Origin of the sequence: Duganella sp. 1224 (genome assembly GCF_013408245.1) — a bacterium.
Classification (GTDB): domain Bacteria; phylum Pseudomonadota; class Gammaproteobacteria; order Burkholderiales; family Burkholderiaceae_D; genus Rugamonas.
The window spans coordinates 158,378-176,181 of sequence record NZ_JACBYS010000002.1 but is presented as its reverse complement, the minus strand read 5'-3'; the positions used below and the strand labels follow the sequence as shown (position 1 = coordinate 176,181).

The following is a 17,804-nucleotide window of genomic DNA, read 5'->3' as shown; positions in this document are numbered from 1 at the left end:
GTTTCGGCAAAAGCTGCCGTAAACCATTCTACTTAAAGCGAAACTATCATGAGTCTTCTCAGCATCGGTAAAAGCGGTTTGTTGGCTGCCCAGGTCGGCTTGTCGACCACCAGCAACAACATCACCAACGCCAATACCCCCGGCTACAGCCGCCAGGTGGCGATCCAGGGCGACACCGGCACCCAGTACCAAGGCTTCGGCTATGTCGGCACGGGCACCGAGATCCAGGCCGTGCGCCGCTATTACGATAACTTCCTGGCCACCTCGCTGCGCAACGCCGAGGCCAACCAGGCCTCGCTGGACGCCTACAGCAACCAGATCAGCCAGATCGACAACCTGCTGGCCGACCCCACGGCCGGCCTGTCGCCGGCGCTGCAGGACTTCTTCAGCGGCGTGCAGGATGCCACCGCCAATCCGGCCTCGGCCGCCGCGCGCCAGTCGCTGCTGTCCAACGCGCAGTCGCTGGCCTCGCGCTTCCAGGGCATGAGCGCGCGCCTGACCGAGATCGCCTCCGGCGTCAATGCGACCATCGCCAACAATGTCAGCGAGATCGATTCCTACGCCAGGCAGATCGCCGCCATCAACAACACCATCGCCGGCCAGACCACCAGCACCGCCGAGCCGAACGACCTGCTGGACAAGCGCGACCAGCTGTTGACCGAGCTGAACAAGCTGATCAAGGTGAACGTCACGCCGGGCGACAACAATATGCTGAACGTGTCGTTCGGCACCGGCCAGCCGCTGGTGGTGGGCAACGTGGCGTCGCAACTGGCGACGCAGCCGTCGCCGACCGACCTCAGCCGTGTGACCATCGGCTTCCAGTCGCCCAACGGCAACTTCAGCGTGCTGCCGGATGCGATGTTCACCGGCGGCCAGCTGGGCGGCCTGATGGAGTTCCGCAATGGCGCCCTCGACCAGGCGCAAAACGCGCTGGGGCAGGTGGCCGCCAGCCTGGCCACCGCCTTCAACGCCCAGCACAAGCTGGGCCAGGACCAGAACGGCGACCTCGGCACCAACTTCTTCAACCCGATCGAGGCCTATGTCGGCATCAACACCCGCAACTCGCCGTCCAGCACGGCCGAGGTGAAGGCGACCGTGACCGACGCCAGCGCGCTGACCGCCAGCGATTACAGCGTCGACTGGGACGGCACCAATTTCAACGTCACCCGCAAGAGCGACGGCAAGGTCACGCAGATCAATCCCTTCCCGCAAACCACGCCGCAGGTGATCGACGGCGTGTCGTACAGCATCACCGGCACGCCGGCCGCCAACGACAACTTCCTGGTGCGGCCGACCTACAACGCCGCCGCCAGCCTGTCGGTGGCGATCACCGACACCACCAAGATCGCGCTGGCGGCGCCGGTCGCCACCGCCGTGCCGACCACCAACGCCGGCAACGCCAAGATCAGCGCCGGCAGCGTCGACCAGAATTACCTGACGCCCGGCAACGCGCTGACCGCGCCCGCCACGCTGACCTTCGACAAGGCCAGCGGCACCCTGTCCGGCTTCCCGGCCGGCCAGGACGTCACGGTCACCGTCAACGGCACGCCAACCGTGTACCCGGCCGGCACGCCGGTGCCGTACAGCGACGGCGCCAGCATCAGCTTCGGCGGCGTCAGCTTCACCATCAGCGGCACGCCGGCCGACCAGGACACGTTCACGGTCGGCCCCAACACCAGCGGCGTCGGCGACAGCCGCAATGGCGCGCTGCTGGGCGCGCTGCAGACCAAGAACGTGATGAACAACGGCACCGCCACCTTCCAGACCAGCTACGCGCAGATGGTCAACTTCATCGGCACCAAGGCGCGCGAGGCGCAGATCAGCGGCACCGCCGCCGACGCCTCGGTCAAGCAGGCCACGGCGCAGCAGCAGAGCGTGTCCGGCGTCAACCTGGATGAGGAAGCCGCCAATCTGCTGCGCTATCAGCAAGCCTACCAGGCCAGCGGCAAGGTGATGCAGGTGGCCAGCCAGTTATTCGATACCTTGTTGAGTATCGGCACTTGAGGAATGAAGAAAGAATAGGGTAGCTCTATGGTTATGCGCATCAGCACCAGAACGATTTTCGACACCGGGTCGCAGCAGATCACGTCGCTCAGCTCGGCCATGGCGCGCACGCAGCAGCAGCTGTCCACCGGGCGCAAGAACCTGACCGCGGCCGACGATCCGATCGCCAGCGCGCGCGCGCTGGAGGTCACGCAGTCGCAGTCGCTCAACACCCAGCTGGGCACCAACCGCGCCAACGCGCGCGGCGTGCTGTCGGTCGAGACCACGGCGCTGGCCAGCGTCACCGGCCTGCTGCAGGACATCAAGGATCTGGCGGTGAAGTCCGGCAACGGTTCCTACACCGACGCCGACCGCCAGTCGGTGGCGACCGAGCTGGAGGGCAAGCTGGCCGACCTGCTGGGCATCGCCAACACCGCCGACGGCGTCGGCGGCTATGTGTTCTCCGGCTACAAGTCGACCACCTTGCCGTTTACCAAGACCGCCACCGGCGCCGACTACCAGGGCGACCAGGGCCAGCGCTCGCTGCTGGTGGGCACCACGCGCACGGTGCCGATCACCGACTCCGGCGCGGCCGTGTTCGAAGCCAACCCGACCGGCAACGGCACGTTTGTGACCAAGCCCGATCCGGGCAACGTCGGCCGCGGCGGCAGCGGCATCATCAGCGCCGGCTCGGTCAAGGACGCCACCCAGCTGACCGGCCATCAGTACCAGATCAGCTTCCAGGTGGTGCCGGCCACGCCGGGCACGCCCAAGCAAACCACCTACACGGTGACCGACACCACCACCGGCAATCCGGTGCCGCCCACGCCGGTGCCGGCCGTGCCGCAAGCCTATGTGAGCGGCCAGAACATCACGTTTGACGGCGTGCAGTTCGATATCCAGGGCGACCCGGCCGACGGCGACAGCTTCACGGTCGAGCCGTCGACCAAGCAGTCGGTGTTCACCACGGTGCAGAGTTTTATCGACCAGCTGCGCCAGCCGGGTTCGGGCCCGGCCGGGCAGGCCAGCCTGAATAATCTGCTCAACCAGTTGCAGGTGAATATCGACAACGCGGCGGAAAACGTGTCCTCGGTCAACTCGGCGGTGGGCGCGCGGCTGAAGGAGCTGGATTATCTGGACAGTTCGGGCGATGACGCCGGCCTGCAGTATGCCACCACGTTGTCGAACCTGCAGGATCTGGATTACACGGCGGCCATTTCGCTGTTCACCCAGCAGCAGACCACGCTGACGGCGGCGCAGAAATCGTTCACCACCATGTCGGGGCTGTCGCTGTTCAATTACATCAGCTGAGGTTTGCGGCAGCGCTGACACCCGCACACCGCTGCGGCCAGGGTCTGACCCCGTACGGGGTCAGACCCTTTGGTTTTGGGGCTGGCGCTTACTTGGCCGCCAGGATGGCGTGGGTGGTGGCTTGCTTGCGCAGCCAGTCGTCGTGCTGGGCCGTGGCCGTGCCGCTGAGGGCGGACGTGGCCTGGTAGTGCCGCAGCTCGCTGGCCAGCGCGGCGACCTGGCCGCTGAGGCCGCTCGCGGCCGGGGTCGTCTCCAGCCGCGCGCCGGCCGCGGCCGTGGCGGCGTTGGCGCCGGCCTGCTGGTAGCCGCTGATCGCCGCGCTGAGCGCGCTGGTGTCGCCGGCGCGCGCCGCCTGGAACCACACGTCCGCCACCTGGTGCGTGCTGCCGTCGGTGCTGGTATAGCCCGAGCGCAGGCCGATCCAGTTGCCATGGTCGAAGTCCTTCACGCCCTGCGCCGCCACCGCCAGGCTGGCGATGTGCAACTGCGCCAGCGTCTTCAGCTCGTCGGCCTGGCTGACGCCGTCCGCGTTGGCGTCGACCCACACGCGCAGGTCGCCGAACTGCGCGTCCTTGCTGTCGACCACGCCATCGTGGTTGGTGTCGAGCTCGCCCAGCGCGGCAAAGCCGTTGGCGGCCTTGCCGGCGCCGCTGTTGGTGCCGGTGCCGAACAGCTCGGTGCCATCGTTGATGACGCCGTCACCATTGCGGTCCAGGGCCAGCAGGCCGTCGCCCGAGCCCACCCAGCCGGTATTGACCTTGTTGCCATCGCCACGGATGTCAAACTGCACGCCGGCGTTGATGTTCAGCGTGTTGATGCCCAGGCCATCCAGATCCAGCACCAGCGGGCTGGCGGTCAGCGCCGCCAGCTGGTCGGTCGACAGCGACGACTTCTGCGGATTGGCCAGCAGCGCGTTGGCCTGCGCCATGCTGAGCGCGGCCAGCTGGTCGGTGGTCAGCGCCTTCAGCTGGGTCGCGATCAGCGACTTCAGCTGGCCGGTGGTCATGGCCTTGAACTGGTCGGCGCTGAGCAGCTGCACGGTGGCCGCCTTCAGGCCGACCAGCTGCGCGGTCTTCAGCGCGGCGACGTCGGTGGCGTCCAGCGACGTGACCTGGTCGGAGTTGAGGGCGTTCAGCGCATTGGCCGACAGCGCGCCGATGTCGGCGGTGTTCAGCGTGGCGAGCTGGTTGGTGGTCAGGCCCAGCACCTGGGTCGAGGTCAGCGCCGCCAGCTGGCGCGTGGTCAGCGTGTCGAACAGGCTGTCGCCCAGCGCGCCCACCTGGTCCGAGGTCAGGCCCGGGATCTGCGTGGTGGTGAAGCCGGCCAGCGTGCTCATGCCGCCGAGCTGGTCGGTGGTCAGGCCCTTGATCTGATTGGCGGTCAGCGCCGACAGCGCGCGCGTCGACAGCGCGTTGAGCTGGGTCGCGGTCAGCGCCGCCAGCTGGGCCGTCTTCAGCGTGGTGATCTGCGCGCTGGTCAGGCCGCCCACCGACGTCACGCTCAGCAGCGGGATCTGGTCGGTGGTCAGGAAGGCCAGCGTCAGGCCGCTGGCCTGCTGGGTGCTGAGGTTGCTCAACTGGTCGGTCGACAGGGCCGCCACCTGGGCCGCCTTCAGCGCCGCCATCTGCGACGAGCGCAGCGACTGGAAGCTGTCGTCGTCCAGCGCGCCCAGCTGGTCGGAGGTGAGCGCCGCCACCTGGGTGTCGCTCAGCGCGCCCAGCGTCGACAGCGCGTTCAGCTGGTCGGTGTTGAGCGCCTTGATGTCGGCCGCCGTCAGGCCCAGCAGTTGCGCCGACTTGATGCCGGACAGCTGGTCGACGGTCAGCGCGCTGACTTGCGCGGTGTTCAGCGTGCCCAGCTGGACGCTGCTGAAGGCCGCCACGTCCTCCGCTTCCATGATGACGATCTGGTCGGTGGTCAGGCCGGACAGCGAGGTCAGCGCGATCGACCGCACTTGCGCGGTGGTCAGCGCGATGATCTGGTCGGTGCCCAGGCTCTGCAGCTGGGTCTTGGTCAGCGACGCCACCTGGGCGGTGCGCAGCGTGGCGATGTGGGTGGCGTCCAGCGACAGCAGCTGGTCGCTGGTCAGCGCGCTGAACTGCGCGGTGGTCAGCGGGTTCAGCGTGCTCAGGCCGCTCAGCTGGTCGGTGCTCAGGGCCTTGATCTGCGGCGCCGTCATGGCGGCGATTTCGCCGGTGCTGAGCTGCCCCATCTGGTCGACCGTCAGCAGGCTGATCTGGGCGGTGCTGAGCGCGGCGAACTGGTTGGTCTTCAGGCCGGCCAGGTCTTCCTGCTCCATGGTTTGCAACTGGTCGCTGCTGAGGGCACGGATCGCATCCGTGCTCAACGCGCGCCACTGCGCCACCGACAGCGCCTGCGTCTGGTGGGTGTTGAGGGTAATGATCTGCTTGCTCGACAGCGCCGCGATCTGGGCCGTGGTCAGCGACTGCAGCTGGGTGTCGTTCAGCTGGCTGAGGTTGTCCGTGCTCAGCGCCGGCAGCTGCTTGGTGCTGAGCCAGCCGAGCTGGAACAGCGCCAGCTGGTCCGAGCTCAGCGCGGCCACCTGGGCGGTGGTCAGCGCCCGCACCTGGGCCGAGGTCAGCGCCAGCAACTGGTCGTTGCTGCTGTTCTGGATGTCGGCGGTGCTGAGCGCGGCGATCTGCGCGGTGGTCAGCGAGGTGATGTCGGCCGCCTCGATGGCGGCGAACTGGGTCGACGTCAGCGTGGCGATGGCGCGCGTGCTGAGCGCGCGCAGCTGGCCGCCGGTCATGCCGGTCAGCTGGTCGACGCTGAGGTTCTGCACCTGGCCCACGGTCAGGCCGGCGATCGCGCCGGTGCTGAGGAAGCTGATCTGGTCGGTGGTCAGCGCGCCGAACTGGGCTGAGGTCAGCGCGGCGATCTGCGCCGATTTCAGCGCGGCCAGGTCGATGCCCTCGATGGCGGCGATCTGGGCCGGCGTCAGCGCCTGCAGCGCGCGCGTGTTCATGGCGATCAGGTCGCCGGTTTCCAGCGCCACGATCTGGTCGCTGGTGAGCTGCGTCACCTGGTCGTTGCTGAGGGCGGCGATCTGGCTGGTCTTCAGCGCGGCGATCTGGTTGGCCGACAGCAGCGGAATCTGGTCGGTGGACAGCGCGCGGATCTGCGCCGTGGTCAGGCCGGTGATCAGCAGCGCGTTCAGCTGGTCGACGCTGAGCGCCGCGATGGCGGCCGCCTTGATGCCGCTCAGGCCCTGCGTGCTCAGCATGGCGATCTGGTCGCTGCTGATGCCTTGCAGCTGGTCGGTGCTCAGCGAGGCCAGTTGGGCCGACTTGAGGAAGGCGTAGTCCTCGGCGTCGATGGCGGCCAGCTGGGTGGCGTCGAGGCCGGCCAGGCCCCTGGTGCTGAGGGCGCCCACCTGTGCGCCGCTCAGCGCGGCCAGCTGGGTCGGGTCCAGCACGCCGGTCTGCACCGAGGTCAGGGCGGCGATCTGGCGGGTGCTGAGCACGGCCAGGTCGCTGGCGGTCAGCGCCTGGATGCGGTCGGTCGACAGGCCGGCGATCTGGGTCGTGGTGTAGTCCGACAGGTTGCCCAGCGCGGCCAGCTGGGCGGCGTTCAGCGCGCCGATCTGGGCCTGGGTCAGGGCGTTGATGCTGGCGCTGCTCAGCGCGTGCAACTGCTCGGTCAGCAGCGCCGCCATCTGGGCGGTGGTCAGCGCGCGCAGCTGCGCGGTGCTGAGCGCGGCAAAGTCGCCGACTTCGATCGCGGTCAGCTGGGCCGCGCTCAGATGCGAGATCAGGCCGACCGACAGCGAGCGCACCTGGGCGGTGCTGAGCGCGATCAGCTGGGCGTTGCTCAGGCCATCCACCTGGGCGCTGGTCAGCGCCGCCAGCTGGCTGGTCTTGAGCCCGGTCAGCGTGGCCACCGCCAGGTTGCCGATCTGCGCGCTGCTGAGCGCGCGCACCTGGTTGGTGGTCAGCGCCGTCAGCGTGCTCAGCGCGGCCAGCTGGGCGTCGGTCAGATAGCCGATCTGGCGCGTGGTCAGGCCAGCGATTTCCTGCGTGGTCAGCACGCCGTACTGCGGCAGCGTCAGCGCGGTCAGCTGGTCGCTGCCCAGCGCGGCGATCTGGCGGGTGGTGAAGGCGCGCAGGTCGGCGTCTTCCAGCGCCGCCAGCTGGTCGGCGGTCAGCGCGGCGATCGCCGCTGTCGACAGCGAACGGATCTGGGCCGTGGTCAGCGCCGGAATCTGGTCGGTGGTCAGGTACTGGATCTGCGTGCTGCTCAGCGCGGCCAGCTGGTTGGTCTTCAGCGCCGCCACCTGGTCCGGCGTCAGCGCGATGATCTGCGCCGACGACATGCCGGCGATCTGCCTGGTGCCGAGGCCGCTCAGGCTGCCGAGCGCGGCGAACTGCTGCGTGGTCAACGCGCCCAGCTGGGCGGTGGTCAGGGCCGCCACTTCCTGCGAGGTCAGGGCCGACAGCTGGTTCAGCGTCAGCGCCGCCACCAGGTCGGTACGCAGCGCCGCCACCTGGGCGGTGCTGAGCGCGGCGATGTCGGCCAGTTCGATCTCGCCGATCTGGGTGCTGGTCAGCTGGTTCAGCGCGGCCGCGGCGAGGCCGCGCACCTGGGCGGTGGTCAGCGCCACCAGCTGGGCGCTGGTCAGCGCCTGCAACTGATCGCTGCCGAGCGCGTTGAGCTGGCTGGTCTTCAGCGTGGTGATCTGCGGCAACAGCAGGCTGCCGATCTGGTCGGTGCGCAGCGCGCGGATCTGTGCCGTGGTCAGCGGCGCCAGCGTGGCCAGGCTGTCGACCTGGCTGGTGGACAGCGCGGCCACCTGGCGCGTGGTCAGGCTGGCCAGGATGGCGGTGCGCAGCGCGCCGAACTGCGACGGCGTCAGCGCCGCCAGCTGATCGCTGTTGAGGGCGATGATCTGGTTGCTGGCCAGCGCGGCGATGTCGACCACCTCGATGGCGGCCACCTGCTCGGTGGTCAGCGCCGCCAGCGTGGCGGACGTCAGGCTGCGCACCTGGGCGGTGCTGAGCGCCACGATCTGGGCGGTGGTCAGCGCGCCGATCTGGTCGCTGGTGAGGCCGGCGATCTGGTTGGTCTTGAAGGTGGCGATGCTGCCCAGGCTGGCGATCTGCTCGGTGGTCAGCGCGCCGATCTGGCGGCTGTCCAGCGGCGCCAGCGTGCTCAGCGCGCCCAACTGGGCGGTGCTCAGGGCGTGGATCTGCGCGGTGCCGAGGGCGGCGATGCTTTGCGTGCTGAGGCCGGACACCTGCGGCAGCAACAGGTTGGCGATCTGGTCGGTGGTAAGGCCGAGGATTTGGCGCGTCGACAGCGCCTGCAGGTCGACCACCTGGATCGCCTGCACCTGGCCGGTGCTGAGCGCGGCCAGCTGGCGGTTGGTCAGCGCGCGCACCTGGGCGGTGGTCAGCGCGACGATCTCGGCGGTGGTGAGCACGCCGATCTGGTCGGTGGTCAGCGAGGCCACCTGGGCGGTGGTCAGGCCGGCCAGGATGGCCAGCGGCAGCGAGACGATCTGGTCGGTGGTCAGCGCGGCGATGGCGGCGGTCGAGAAGCTGGCCAGCGACGGCAGCGCGGCAATCTGCGCGCTGCTCAGGTAGGACTTCTGCGTCGGCGTCAGCGCCGCCACTTCCTGCGTGGTCAGCGCGGTGATCTGGGTGGTGGTCAGCGCCATCACCTGGTCGCTGGTCAGGGTGGCGATCTGGCGCGTGCTGAGGTTGGCCAGGCCGGTGCCGGTCAGCGCCACGATCTGGGTGGTGCTGAGCGCCTGCAGCGCCGCCGCGCCCAGCGCGCGCAGCTGCTCGGTGTTCATGCCGGCGATCTGGGCCGTGGTGAACGCCGCCACCTGGTCGGTGCTGAGCGAGGCGATCTGGCTGGTTTTCAGCGAGCGCAGATCGGCCAGGTTCAGCGTTGCCACCTGGTCGGTGTTAAGCGCCTGCAGCTGGCGCGTGGTCAGCGCGCTCAGCGCCTGCAGCGCGTCCAGCTGGGTGCTGGTCATGGCCGCCAGCTGGCCGGCGGTCAGCGCCGCCAGTTCCTGCGTGGTCAGCGCGCGCAGCTGGTTGGTGCCAAGCGAGGCCAGCTGGTCGGTGGTCAGCGCGGTGATCTGGCGCGTGTTGAGCGCGGCCAGGTCGCTGTTGCTGAGCGCCTTGATGCGGTCGGTGGCCAGCGCCGCCAGCGTGCTGTTGCTCAGCGCGCGCAGCTGATTGGTGTCCAGCGCCACCATCTGGTCGCTGGTGATGGCGCCGGCCTGGTCGGCCGACAGCACCGCCAGCTGCGCGGTCTGCAGGCGCGCGAAGTCGGTGCTGCTCATGTGGGCGATCTGGTCGCTGGTGAGCGCGGTGATCTGCTTGGTGATCAGCGGCTGCAGCTGCAGCGCGGCCAACTGGTCGCTGCGCAGCACGGCGATCTGGGCGGCGGTGAGGGCGCGGATCTCGGCGCTGGTGAAGGCGGCCATCTGGCCGCTGGTCATCAGCACGATCTGGTCGGTGGTCAGCGCGGCGATCTGGGCGGTGCGCATGGCGCGGATGTCGCGCGTTTCGAGGGCGGCGATGGCGTCCGAGTTGAGCGCGGCGACGGCGGCGGTGCTCAGCGCGGCCACCTGGTCGGTGCCGAGCGCGATCACCTGCTCGGTGGTCAGCATGAACGCCTGGTCGCTGTTGAGCGCGGCCAGCTGGCGGCTGGTCAGCCCCGTCAGGTCCTGGGTCGTGATCACGCCGATCTGGTCGGTGGTGAGCGCGCGGATCTGCGCGGTGGTCAGCGCGGCCAGGCTGCGCAGCGCGTCCAGCTGGGCGGCGTTCAGCGTGGCGACCTGGTCGCTGGTGAGCGAGGCGGTTTCGGCCGTGGTCAGCGCCGCCACCTGCGTGGTCAGCAGCGCGACGATCTGGTCGGTGGTGAGGGCCGCCACCTGGCGCGTGTCAAGCGCGCCGATGTCGCGCGTCTCGATGGCCTGGATCTGGTCGGTCAGCAGGGCGGCCAGGGCGGCGCTGCCGAGGCCGCGCAGCTGGTTGCCGCTCAGCGCGACGATCTGGTCGGTGGTCAGCGCCTCGACCTGGTCCGAGGTCAGCGCGCCGAGCTGGCCGGTGGCCAGCGTGCCCAGGTTGCGGGTCGACAGCGCGGCGATCTGGTCGGTGGTCAGCGCCGTCAGCTGGCGGCTGGACATGCCGGCCAAGGTGGCCAGCGCGTTGAGCTGGTCCGAGGTCAGCACCGGGATCTGGTCGGTGGTGAGGGCGCCCACCGCCGCGCTGCTGAGCGCGGCGAACTGGTCGGAGGTCAGCGACGACAGCTGGTCGGTGGCCAGCCGCGCCACCTGGCCGGTGCGCAGCGCGGCGATGTCGCGCGTTTCGATCAGCTGCAGCTGGTCGGTGGTCAGCGCGTTCAGCATGGCGGTGCTCATGTCCGCGTACTGGGCAGCGGTCAGGTCGATGATCTGGGTGGCGGTCAGCGCCTGCACCTGGTCGCTGCCGAGCGCGGCCAGTTGCAGGCTGCTCAGGGCGATGATGTCGCGGCTTTCCAGCGACGCCACCTGGGCGCCGGTCAGCGCGTGGATCTGCGCCGTGGTCAGCGGCACCAGCGATTTCAGCGCGGCGATCTGGTCGGTGGTCAGCGCGGCGATCTGGTCCGGCGTGAGCGCGCGCTCGGCGTCGGTGCTGATGGTGCCGAACTGGTCGCTGCTGAGCGCGACCAGCTGGTCGCTCGACAGCGCCCGCACCTGGGCCGAGCCGAGCACGGCGATGTCGCGCGTTTCCAGCCATTGCATCTGCGCCGTGGTCAGTTCGCTCAGCACGGTGGTGGTCAGGCCGGCCACCTGGGCGGTGTTGAGCGCCGCCACCTGGTCCGAGGTCAGCGCCTGCACCTGGTCCTGGCTCAGCGAGGCCAGCTGGGTGTTGCTGAGGGCGGCGATGGTGTCGGTTTCCAGCGCAACGATCTGGTCGGTGGTCAGCGACGAGATCTGGATCGTGGTCAGCGGCAGCAGCGTCTTGATGGCGATGATCTGGTCGGTGGTCAGCACGGCCAGCTGGTCCGGGCGCAGCGCCTGGGCGTCGGCGGTGGTCAGCGCGTAGATCTGGTCGGTGGTCAGCGCGATCAGCTGGTCCAAGGTCAGCGCGCGGATCTGCGCCGTGGTCAGCGCGCGGATGTCGCGCGTTTCGATGGCGGCGATCTGGTCGGTGTTGAGCTGGCTGACCATGCTGGTGGTCAGCGCGCCCACCTGGGCGGTGGTCAGCAGCACGACCTGGTCGGTGCTTAGCGCGGCGATCTGGTCCGGCGTCAGCGCGCCCAACTGGGTGCTGGTCAGCGCCACCAGGTCCTGGGTTTCGAGGCCGCTGATCTGGTCGGTGGTCAGGCCCTGGATTTGCGCGCTGGTCAGCGGCAGCAGCGACTTCAGCGCGGCGATCTGGGCGGTGCTGAGCACGGCCAGTTGCTCCGGCAGCAGCGCCGGCAGGTTGGCGGTGGCCAGCGTGGCCAGCTGGGCGGTGGTCAGCGCCACCAGCTGGTCGCTGTTGAGCGAGCGCAGCTGGCTGGTGGTCAGGGCGGCGATGTCGCGCGTCTCGATCTGCTGGATCTGGTCGGTGGTCAGCTGGTTCAGCAGCGTGGTGGTCAGCGCGGCCACCTGTGCGGTGCCGAGGGCGACGATCTGGTCGCTGTTGAGGGCGATCACCTGGTCGCCGGTCAGCGCCGCCAGTTGCGCGCTGCTGAGGGCGGCGATGGTCTGGGTGCGCAGCGAGGTCACCTGGTCGGTGGTCAGCGCGCCGATTTGCGCCGAGTTCAACGGCACGAGCGAGGTCAGCGCGACGATCTGGTCGGTGCTGAGCACGGCCAGCTGGTCGCCGCCGAGCGCGGCGATTTCATTGCTGCGCAGCGCGTGCGCCTGGTCGGTGCTGAGCGCCACCAGCTGGTCCGGCGTCAGCGCGCGGATCTGCTGGCTGGACAGCCAGACCAGGTCGCGCGTCTCGATCGCCACGATCTGGTCGGTCGACAGCGCCTGCAGCGAGGCGGTGGCCAGCGCGCCGATCTGCAGCGACGTCAGCTGGGCAATCTGGTCGGTGGTCAGCACGTTCAGTTGGCCGGCGTTCAGCGCGTTCAGCTGCTGCGAGCTGAGCGCCTGCACCGCGGCCGACTGCAGCGCCAGCAGCTGGTCGGCGGTCAGCGCGGTGATGGCGCTGGTGGTCAGCGCGCGCACCTGGCCGGTGCCCAGCGCGCCGACCTGGTCGCTGGTCAGGTTGGGAATCTGGGTCGAGCGCAGACCCTCGATCTGCTGGCTGCGCAGCGCGCGCACGTCCACCGTTTCCAGCGCGGCGAGCTGGTCCGGCGCCAGCGCGTTGAGCTGGCTGCTGGTCAGGGCGGTCATTTCCTGGGTGGTCAGCGCCACCAGCTGGTCACTGTTGAGGCCGGGCAGGATGTTGGTGCCGATCGCGGCCACCTGGGCCGTCGTCAGCGCCTGGATGCCGTCGGTGGTGATGCCGCTCAGGCCGTTCTGGGAGAGGTAGCTGATGCTGCGCGTGGTCAGCGCGCGCAGCTGGGCCGTGCTGAACCAGCTCAGTTGATCCGAGCTCAGCGCCTGCATTTCGGCGGTGGTCAACACCGTCATGGCGGTGGTGGACAGGGCCGCAATCTGCGCGGAATCGTAGTTCTCGATGGTCATTACACTTCTCCCAGGGAGCTTCCATGATACGCTTAAAATTGCAGCAAGGAAACTAAAATTCAACAGGATGAGGCTATTGCGCCATCGGCTGCAGCACCGCTGGTCGTACTGGCACGGTTGCCGGTTTGACCACGGGCGGCCGCTGCGACCAGGTGCGCGGCATCAGCCGGGCGCGTTCTATCCCATCCAAAAACAGGTTCTGGATCGGCATCCCCAGGTACGGCAAGGTCATGGCCACCACCAGCAGGCCGACGCCAAGCGTAATCGGGAACCCGATGCCAAACAAATTCAACTGCGGCGCGGCGCGCGTCAGGATGCCGAGCGCCACGTTGGTAATCAGTAAAGCCGCGACGATGGGCAGCGACAGCTGCACCCCGACGCTGAAAATCTTGCCGCCCCAGTCGGCCAGCTGCTTGAAGCCGCCGCCGTAGACCGGAATCGCCGACACCGGCAGCGTGGAAAAACTCTCCACCAGCGCCGAAATAAGCACCAGGTGGGCGTTGACCGCCAGGAAGGCCATGGTCGCCACCAGCGACAGGAACTGGCTGATGGCCGACGAGCGCCCCTGCGTGGCCGGGTCGAAAAACGTGGCAAAGCCCAGGCCCATGGTCAGGCTGGAAATTTCCCCCGCCATTTCCACCGCCGCAAAAATAATGCGGATGCTGAACCCCATGGCCAGGCCGATCAACATTTCCTGCATGACAATCAGCAGCCCCGCCAGCGACAGCGGATCGACCGCCGGCCAGGCCGGCACCGCCGGCGCCACGATGGCGGCGATCATCACCCCCAGGCTGATCTTGACGCTGGCCGGCACCGCACTGTTGCCCAGCAGCGGCGAGGCGGCGATCAGGCCCATGATGCGGCACAGCGGCCACAGCAGGCCCGCGATCCACATATTGATATCGGCAGAAGAGACGGTAAGCATGAGGGTCTGTTACATTTCCGTCTGGCATCTTTTTCGTATTGTAGACGAACTTTTTAGCAAATCGGAAACTGTTACATATTGATAAAACGACTAGCCCACCAGCAGGGGAATGCCGGTGAAGATTTCCCGCATGTAGTCGAGCATCACCGACAGGATCCATGGCCCGGCCACCACCAGCGCCACGAACACGCCCACCAGCTTGGGGATGAAGGACAGCGTCTGTTCGTTGATCTGGGTGGCGGCCTGGAAGATGCTGACCACCAGGCCGATCACCAGCGCCACCAGCAGCAGCGGCGCGGCCACCATCAGGGTGACTTCCATCGCGTGTTTGCCCATGGTCATGACGCTTTCCGGTGTCATGGCGGCCTCCTTAGTAGAAACTCTGGGCGAGCGAGCCCAGCAGCAATTGCCAGCCGTCCACCAGCACGAACAGCATCAGCTTGAACGGCAGCGAAATGACTGCCGGCGACATCATCATCATGCCCATCGACATCAGCACCGAGGCCACCACCATGTCGATGATCAGGAACGGGATAAAGATGGCGAAGCCGATCTGGAACGCGGTTTTCAGCTCGCTGGTGACGAAGGCCGGCACCAGGATGCGCAGCGGCACGTCCTCCGGCCCCTGCAGCGCCGGCCCGCGCGACAGCTTGACGAACAGCGCCAGGTCGGCCTCGCGGGTCTGCTTGAGCATGAAGGTTTTTAATGGCGCGGCGCCCTTGTCGAGCGCCTGGCTCATGTTGAGCTTGTTTTCCTGCAGCGGCAGGTAGGCTTCGTTGTAGATCTTGTCGAAGGTCGGGCCCATGACGAACAGCGTCAGGAACAGTGCCAGGCCGACCATCACCTGGTTGGGCGGCGCCGACTGCGTGCCCAGCGCCTGGCGCAGCAGCGACAGCACGATGATGATGCGGGTGAAGCTGGTCATCAGCAACAGCGCTGCCGGGATGAAGGTCAGCGCCGTCATCAGCAGCATGGTCTGGATCGGCAGCGTGTAGTTGGTGCCGCCGCCCGGCGCCGGCGTCGCGTTCAGCGCCGGGATGCCCAGATTGGACTCGGCACCGGCCGCCAGCGGCAGTGCCAGCAGCGCCAGTGCGAGCAGGGGCGTAGCGTAGCGGAACTGCTTATTTGCCATTGCGTTTGTCTATCGTTTGTTTGAACCAGTCGGCGAAGTTGGCGCTCGGCAGGGCGGGGGCCTGCAGCTCCGGTTCGCCGCTTGCCTGGCGCGGCATGGTGGCCAGCGCGTTCATGCGGCCGGGCGAGGCGCCCACCACGATCCATTGCTCGCCCACTTCCACCACCAGGATGCGCTCGCGCGCGCCGACGCTGAGCGCGCCGACCAGCTTGACGTGGCGGTTGCCGCCGCCGAAGTTGCGCGGGCCGAAGCGCTTGGTCAGCCAGGCCAGGCCCAGCATCAGGCCAATGACGAAAATCAGCGCCAGCGAGGTTTGCAGCAGGCCGCCGCCGGTCGATGGCGCGCTCGGCTGCGGGGTCGGGATGGTCATGGCCATGGCGCCGGACGGGGCTGGCACGGGCGCCGCCGGGACCGCTGGTGTGGTGGCCACCGGCGCTGCGCCATCGGCGTTCGCCGGGGCGGCCGGAGCCGTCGCGTCGGCGGCCGGCGTCGGCGCGGCGTCGGCTGGCTTGACGGTGGTGGTCGTGGCGGGGGCGGCGGGCGCCGCTTGCGTGGCGGCGACGGCGGCGGCCGGCGTGGCGGCGTGGGCGCCGCCGATGGTGCCCGAGACGCTGCGCTGGGCCAGCGCGGGCGCGGCGGCCGAAGCCGCCGCGATCAGCAGGGAACAAATCAGGTGGCGCTTCATTTATTCAGTTTTCGGATACGTTCGGACGGCGTGATGATGTCGGTCAGGCGGATACCGAACTTGTCGTTCACCACCACCACCTCGCCCTGGGCGATCAGGCAGCCGTTGACCAGCACGTCCATCGGCTCGCCGGCCAGGCCGTCCAGCTCCACCACCGAGCCCTGCGCCAGTTGCAGCAGGTTCTTGATGGCGATCTTGGTGCGGCCCAGTTCGACCGTCAGCTGAACCGGGATATCGAGGATGAAGTCGATATCGTTATGGGTTTCGGTCTTGCTCGGCGTGCTGGAAAAATCCTTGAACACGGCGGCGCTGGCGGCCTGCGCGGCCTGCTGCTTTTCCAGCGCGGCGGCTTCGGCCTGCGCTTGTTCGGCGATCGCCGCGCCCCATGGATCGTCTTCGTCCAGGGGCTGATCGTCTTGATTATCCGACATGTTTCTCTCCGGTGTTATTTAAGGTTATCGGCATTGGCCAGCAGTTTCTCGACCTTGAGCGCGTATTGTCCGTTCATCACGCCATAGCTGCAATCCATGACCGGCACGCCGTCCACGGTGGCCGAGATGAATTCCGGGATTTGCAGCGGAATGATGTCGCCCACCCGCATGTTGAGGATCTCGTCGAAATTGACCTTGGCCGTGCCCAGCGACGCCACCAGCTCGACCTCGGCGATCTGGATCTGCTGCGTCATCAGGCGGATCCAGCGCTTGTCCACTTCCAGCGCCTCGCCCTGCAGGCTGGAGGTCAGCGAGTCGCGGATCGGCTCGATCATCGAGTAGGGCATGCAGAAGTGGATCTGGCCCGACACCGAGCCCAGCTCCACCGTGAAGGTGGATGCCACCACCACCTCGTTGGGCGTGGCGATGTTGGCGAACTGCGTATTCATTTCCGAGCGGATGTATTCGAACTCGACCGGGTAGACCGGTTCCCACGACTTGGTGTAGGCCTCGAACACGATGTCCAGGATGCGCAGGATGATGCGCTGCTCGGTCTGGGTAAAGTCGCGTCCCTCGACGCGGGTGTGGAAGCGGCCGTCGCCGCCGAACAGGTTGTCCACCAGCAGGAACACCAGGCCCGGATCGAACACCATCAGCGCCGTGCCGCGCAGCGGCTTCATGTGCACCAGGTTGAGGTTGGTCGGCACCACCAGGTTGCGGATGAACTCGGAATACTTGGAGACCCGCACCGAGCCCACCGACACCTCGGCGCTGCGACGCAGGAAGTTGAACAGGCCGACGCGCAGCAGGCGGGCGAAACGCTCGTTGATAATTTCCAGCGTCGGCATACGGCCGCGCACGATACGTTCCTGGGTGGCCAGGTTGTAGGTGCGGACGCCGGCGACGTCTTCTTGCGCCGCAACGTCGTCCTGGTCGCCGTTGACGCCCTTCAGAAGGGCATCGACTTCTTCCTGTGAAAGAAAATTATCCGCCATGACTAACCTGCTTTTCTGCTGAACTTACTGGATGATGAACGAGGTGAACAACACATCCTCGATGTCCTGCGGCGAACCGCGGTCTTCAAACGGTTCCTTCAAGGTTGCGATGATGTCCTTGGCCAGCTGCACCTTGCCCTCGGGCGTGTTGATGTCGCTGGCGTGCTTGGCCGACAGCAGCAGCAGCACGCGGCTGCGCACCTTGGCCATGTTCTTCTTGACCTCTTCCTGCGTTTCCGCGTCCGGCAGCTGCAGCGAGAACGCCACTTGCAGATACTGGTCGGCGCCGCTCTCGCCCGGCTGCAGGTTGACGGTGAAGGGCTCGACCGGTTCGTAGATCGCCGGGCCGGCCGGTTTCTTGGCTTTCTTCTTCTTGGCCGGCGCCTCGTCGTGTTCCTCGGCGTCGGCTTTGCCGTGCAGGAAGAACCAGGCCGCGCCACCGCCGGCGGCGCCCAGCACCAGCACCACGGCCAGGATGATGATGATCAGTTTTTTGCTGCCACCGCCCGACGGTGCTTCAACTTTCTGATCGGCTTTCATTTTAGGATTCGCTTTCAAAGTAGCCCTTCACGCTGCGGAGTGGTTTCACGCCGCCATTATGTCATTATCGGTCCGGCCAAGGCATACGGAAGCGCGGAATAGAGGGGCGTTCCTGCTGCTGCTTGACATTTCCATAGTGTAACAGACAACAAAACCGGG

Annotated in this window: 10 protein-coding genes; 2 read left to right on the top strand and 8 right to left on the bottom strand. The window is 67.5% G+C overall.

Annotated features, from left to right (window positions below; translation table 11 throughout):
- The first annotated feature begins 48 nt into the window (after positions 1-48).
- Entirely contained in the window at positions 49-2,004 is a 1,956-nt protein-coding gene (gene flgK / locus FHW58_RS12830; RefSeq protein WP_179673538.1) for a flagellar hook-associated protein FlgK, read from the top strand.
- 27 nt (positions 2,005-2,031) lie between these two features.
- Complete coding sequence (flgL, locus tag FHW58_RS12825; RefSeq protein WP_229265313.1) at positions 2,032-3,294, top strand: flagellar hook-associated protein FlgL; 1,263 nt, start codon at positions 2,032-2,034, stop codon at positions 3,292-3,294.
- Between the two features lie 88 nt (positions 3,295-3,382).
- Here the strand turns inward: flgL and FHW58_RS12820 are convergent, their stop codons facing one another.
- The 8 genes from FHW58_RS12820 to fliL all read right to left on the bottom strand — a co-directional run bounded on the left by FHW58_RS12820 (position 3,383) and on the right by fliL (position 17,645).
- Complete coding sequence (locus FHW58_RS12820) at positions 3,383-12,937, bottom strand: S-layer family protein (protein WP_229265311.1); 9,555 nt, start codon at positions 12,935-12,937, stop codon at positions 3,383-3,385.
- Positions 12,938-13,010: 73 nt separating this feature from the next.
- The gene (gene fliR, locus FHW58_RS12815; RefSeq protein WP_179673537.1) at positions 13,011-13,862 is read right to left on the bottom strand and encodes a flagellar biosynthetic protein FliR; all 852 of its coding nucleotides are present in this window, start codon (positions 13,860-13,862) and stop codon (positions 13,011-13,013) included.
- 90 nt (positions 13,863-13,952) lie between these two features.
- On the bottom strand, positions 13,953-14,222 hold the full coding sequence (gene fliQ / locus FHW58_RS12810; protein ID WP_179673536.1) for a flagellar biosynthesis protein FliQ: 270 nt from the start codon (positions 14,220-14,222) through the stop codon (positions 13,953-13,955).
- Positions 14,223-14,232: 10 nt separating this feature from the next.
- Positions 14,233-14,994, bottom strand: coding sequence for a flagellar type III secretion system pore protein FliP (fliP, locus tag FHW58_RS12805; protein WP_179673535.1), 762 nt, complete (start codon positions 14,992-14,994; stop codon positions 14,233-14,235).
- The gene (gene fliO / locus FHW58_RS12800) at positions 14,984-15,679 is read right to left on the bottom strand and encodes a flagellar biosynthetic protein FliO (RefSeq protein ID WP_179673534.1); all 696 of its coding nucleotides are present in this window, start codon (positions 15,677-15,679) and stop codon (positions 14,984-14,986) included. The genes fliP and fliO overlap by 11 nt, the downstream gene beginning before the upstream one ends.
- Positions 15,676-16,110 carry a flagellar motor switch protein FliN gene (fliN, locus tag FHW58_RS12795; protein WP_155468307.1) on the bottom strand — a complete coding sequence of 145 codons (435 nt, stop codon included), beginning with the start codon at positions 16,108-16,110 and terminating at the stop codon, positions 15,676-15,678. Before fliN ends, fliO begins: the two co-directional genes overlap by 4 nt.
- A gap of 14 nt (positions 16,111-16,124) precedes the next feature.
- A complete protein-coding gene (gene fliM / locus FHW58_RS12790) occupies positions 16,125-17,105 on the bottom strand; it encodes a flagellar motor switch protein FliM (RefSeq protein ID WP_176645446.1) in 981 nt (326 codons plus the stop codon).
- Between the two features lie 24 nt (positions 17,106-17,129).
- Positions 17,130-17,645, bottom strand: coding sequence for a flagellar basal body-associated protein FliL (fliL, locus tag FHW58_RS12785; protein ID WP_179673533.1), 516 nt, complete (start codon positions 17,643-17,645; stop codon positions 17,130-17,132).
- Positions 17,646-17,804 lie beyond the last annotated feature (159 nt).

Coding starts and splice junctions, on each gene's coding strand:
- fliQ (WP_179673536.1), bottom strand. CDS start 14,222: ATGACACCGGAAAGCGTCATGACCATGGGCAAACACGCGATGGAAGTC.
- fliN (WP_155468307.1), bottom strand. CDS start 16,110: ATGTCGGATAATCAAGACGATCAGCCCCTGGACGAAGACGATCCATGG.
- flgK (WP_179673538.1), top strand. CDS start 49: ATGAGTCTTCTCAGCATCGGTAAAAGCGGTTTGTTGGCTGCCCAGGTC.
- fliP (WP_179673535.1), bottom strand. CDS start 14,994: ATGGCAAATAAGCAGTTCCGCTACGCTACGCCCCTGCTCGCACTGGCG.
- fliO (WP_179673534.1), bottom strand. CDS start 15,679: ATGAAGCGCCACCTGATTTGTTCCCTGCTGATCGCGGCGGCTTCGGCC.
- flgL (WP_229265313.1), top strand. CDS start 2,032: ATGGTTATGCGCATCAGCACCAGAACGATTTTCGACACCGGGTCGCAG.
- fliM (WP_176645446.1), bottom strand. CDS start 17,105: ATGGCGGATAATTTTCTTTCACAGGAAGAAGTCGATGCCCTTCTGAAG.
- fliR (WP_179673537.1), bottom strand. CDS start 13,862: ATGCTTACCGTCTCTTCTGCCGATATCAATATGTGGATCGCGGGCCTG.
- FHW58_RS12820 (WP_229265311.1), bottom strand. CDS start 12,937: ATGACCATCGAGAACTACGATTCCGCGCAGATTGCGGCCCTGTCCACC.
- fliL (WP_179673533.1), bottom strand. CDS start 17,645: ATGAAAGCCGATCAGAAAGTTGAAGCACCGTCGGGCGGTGGCAGCAAA.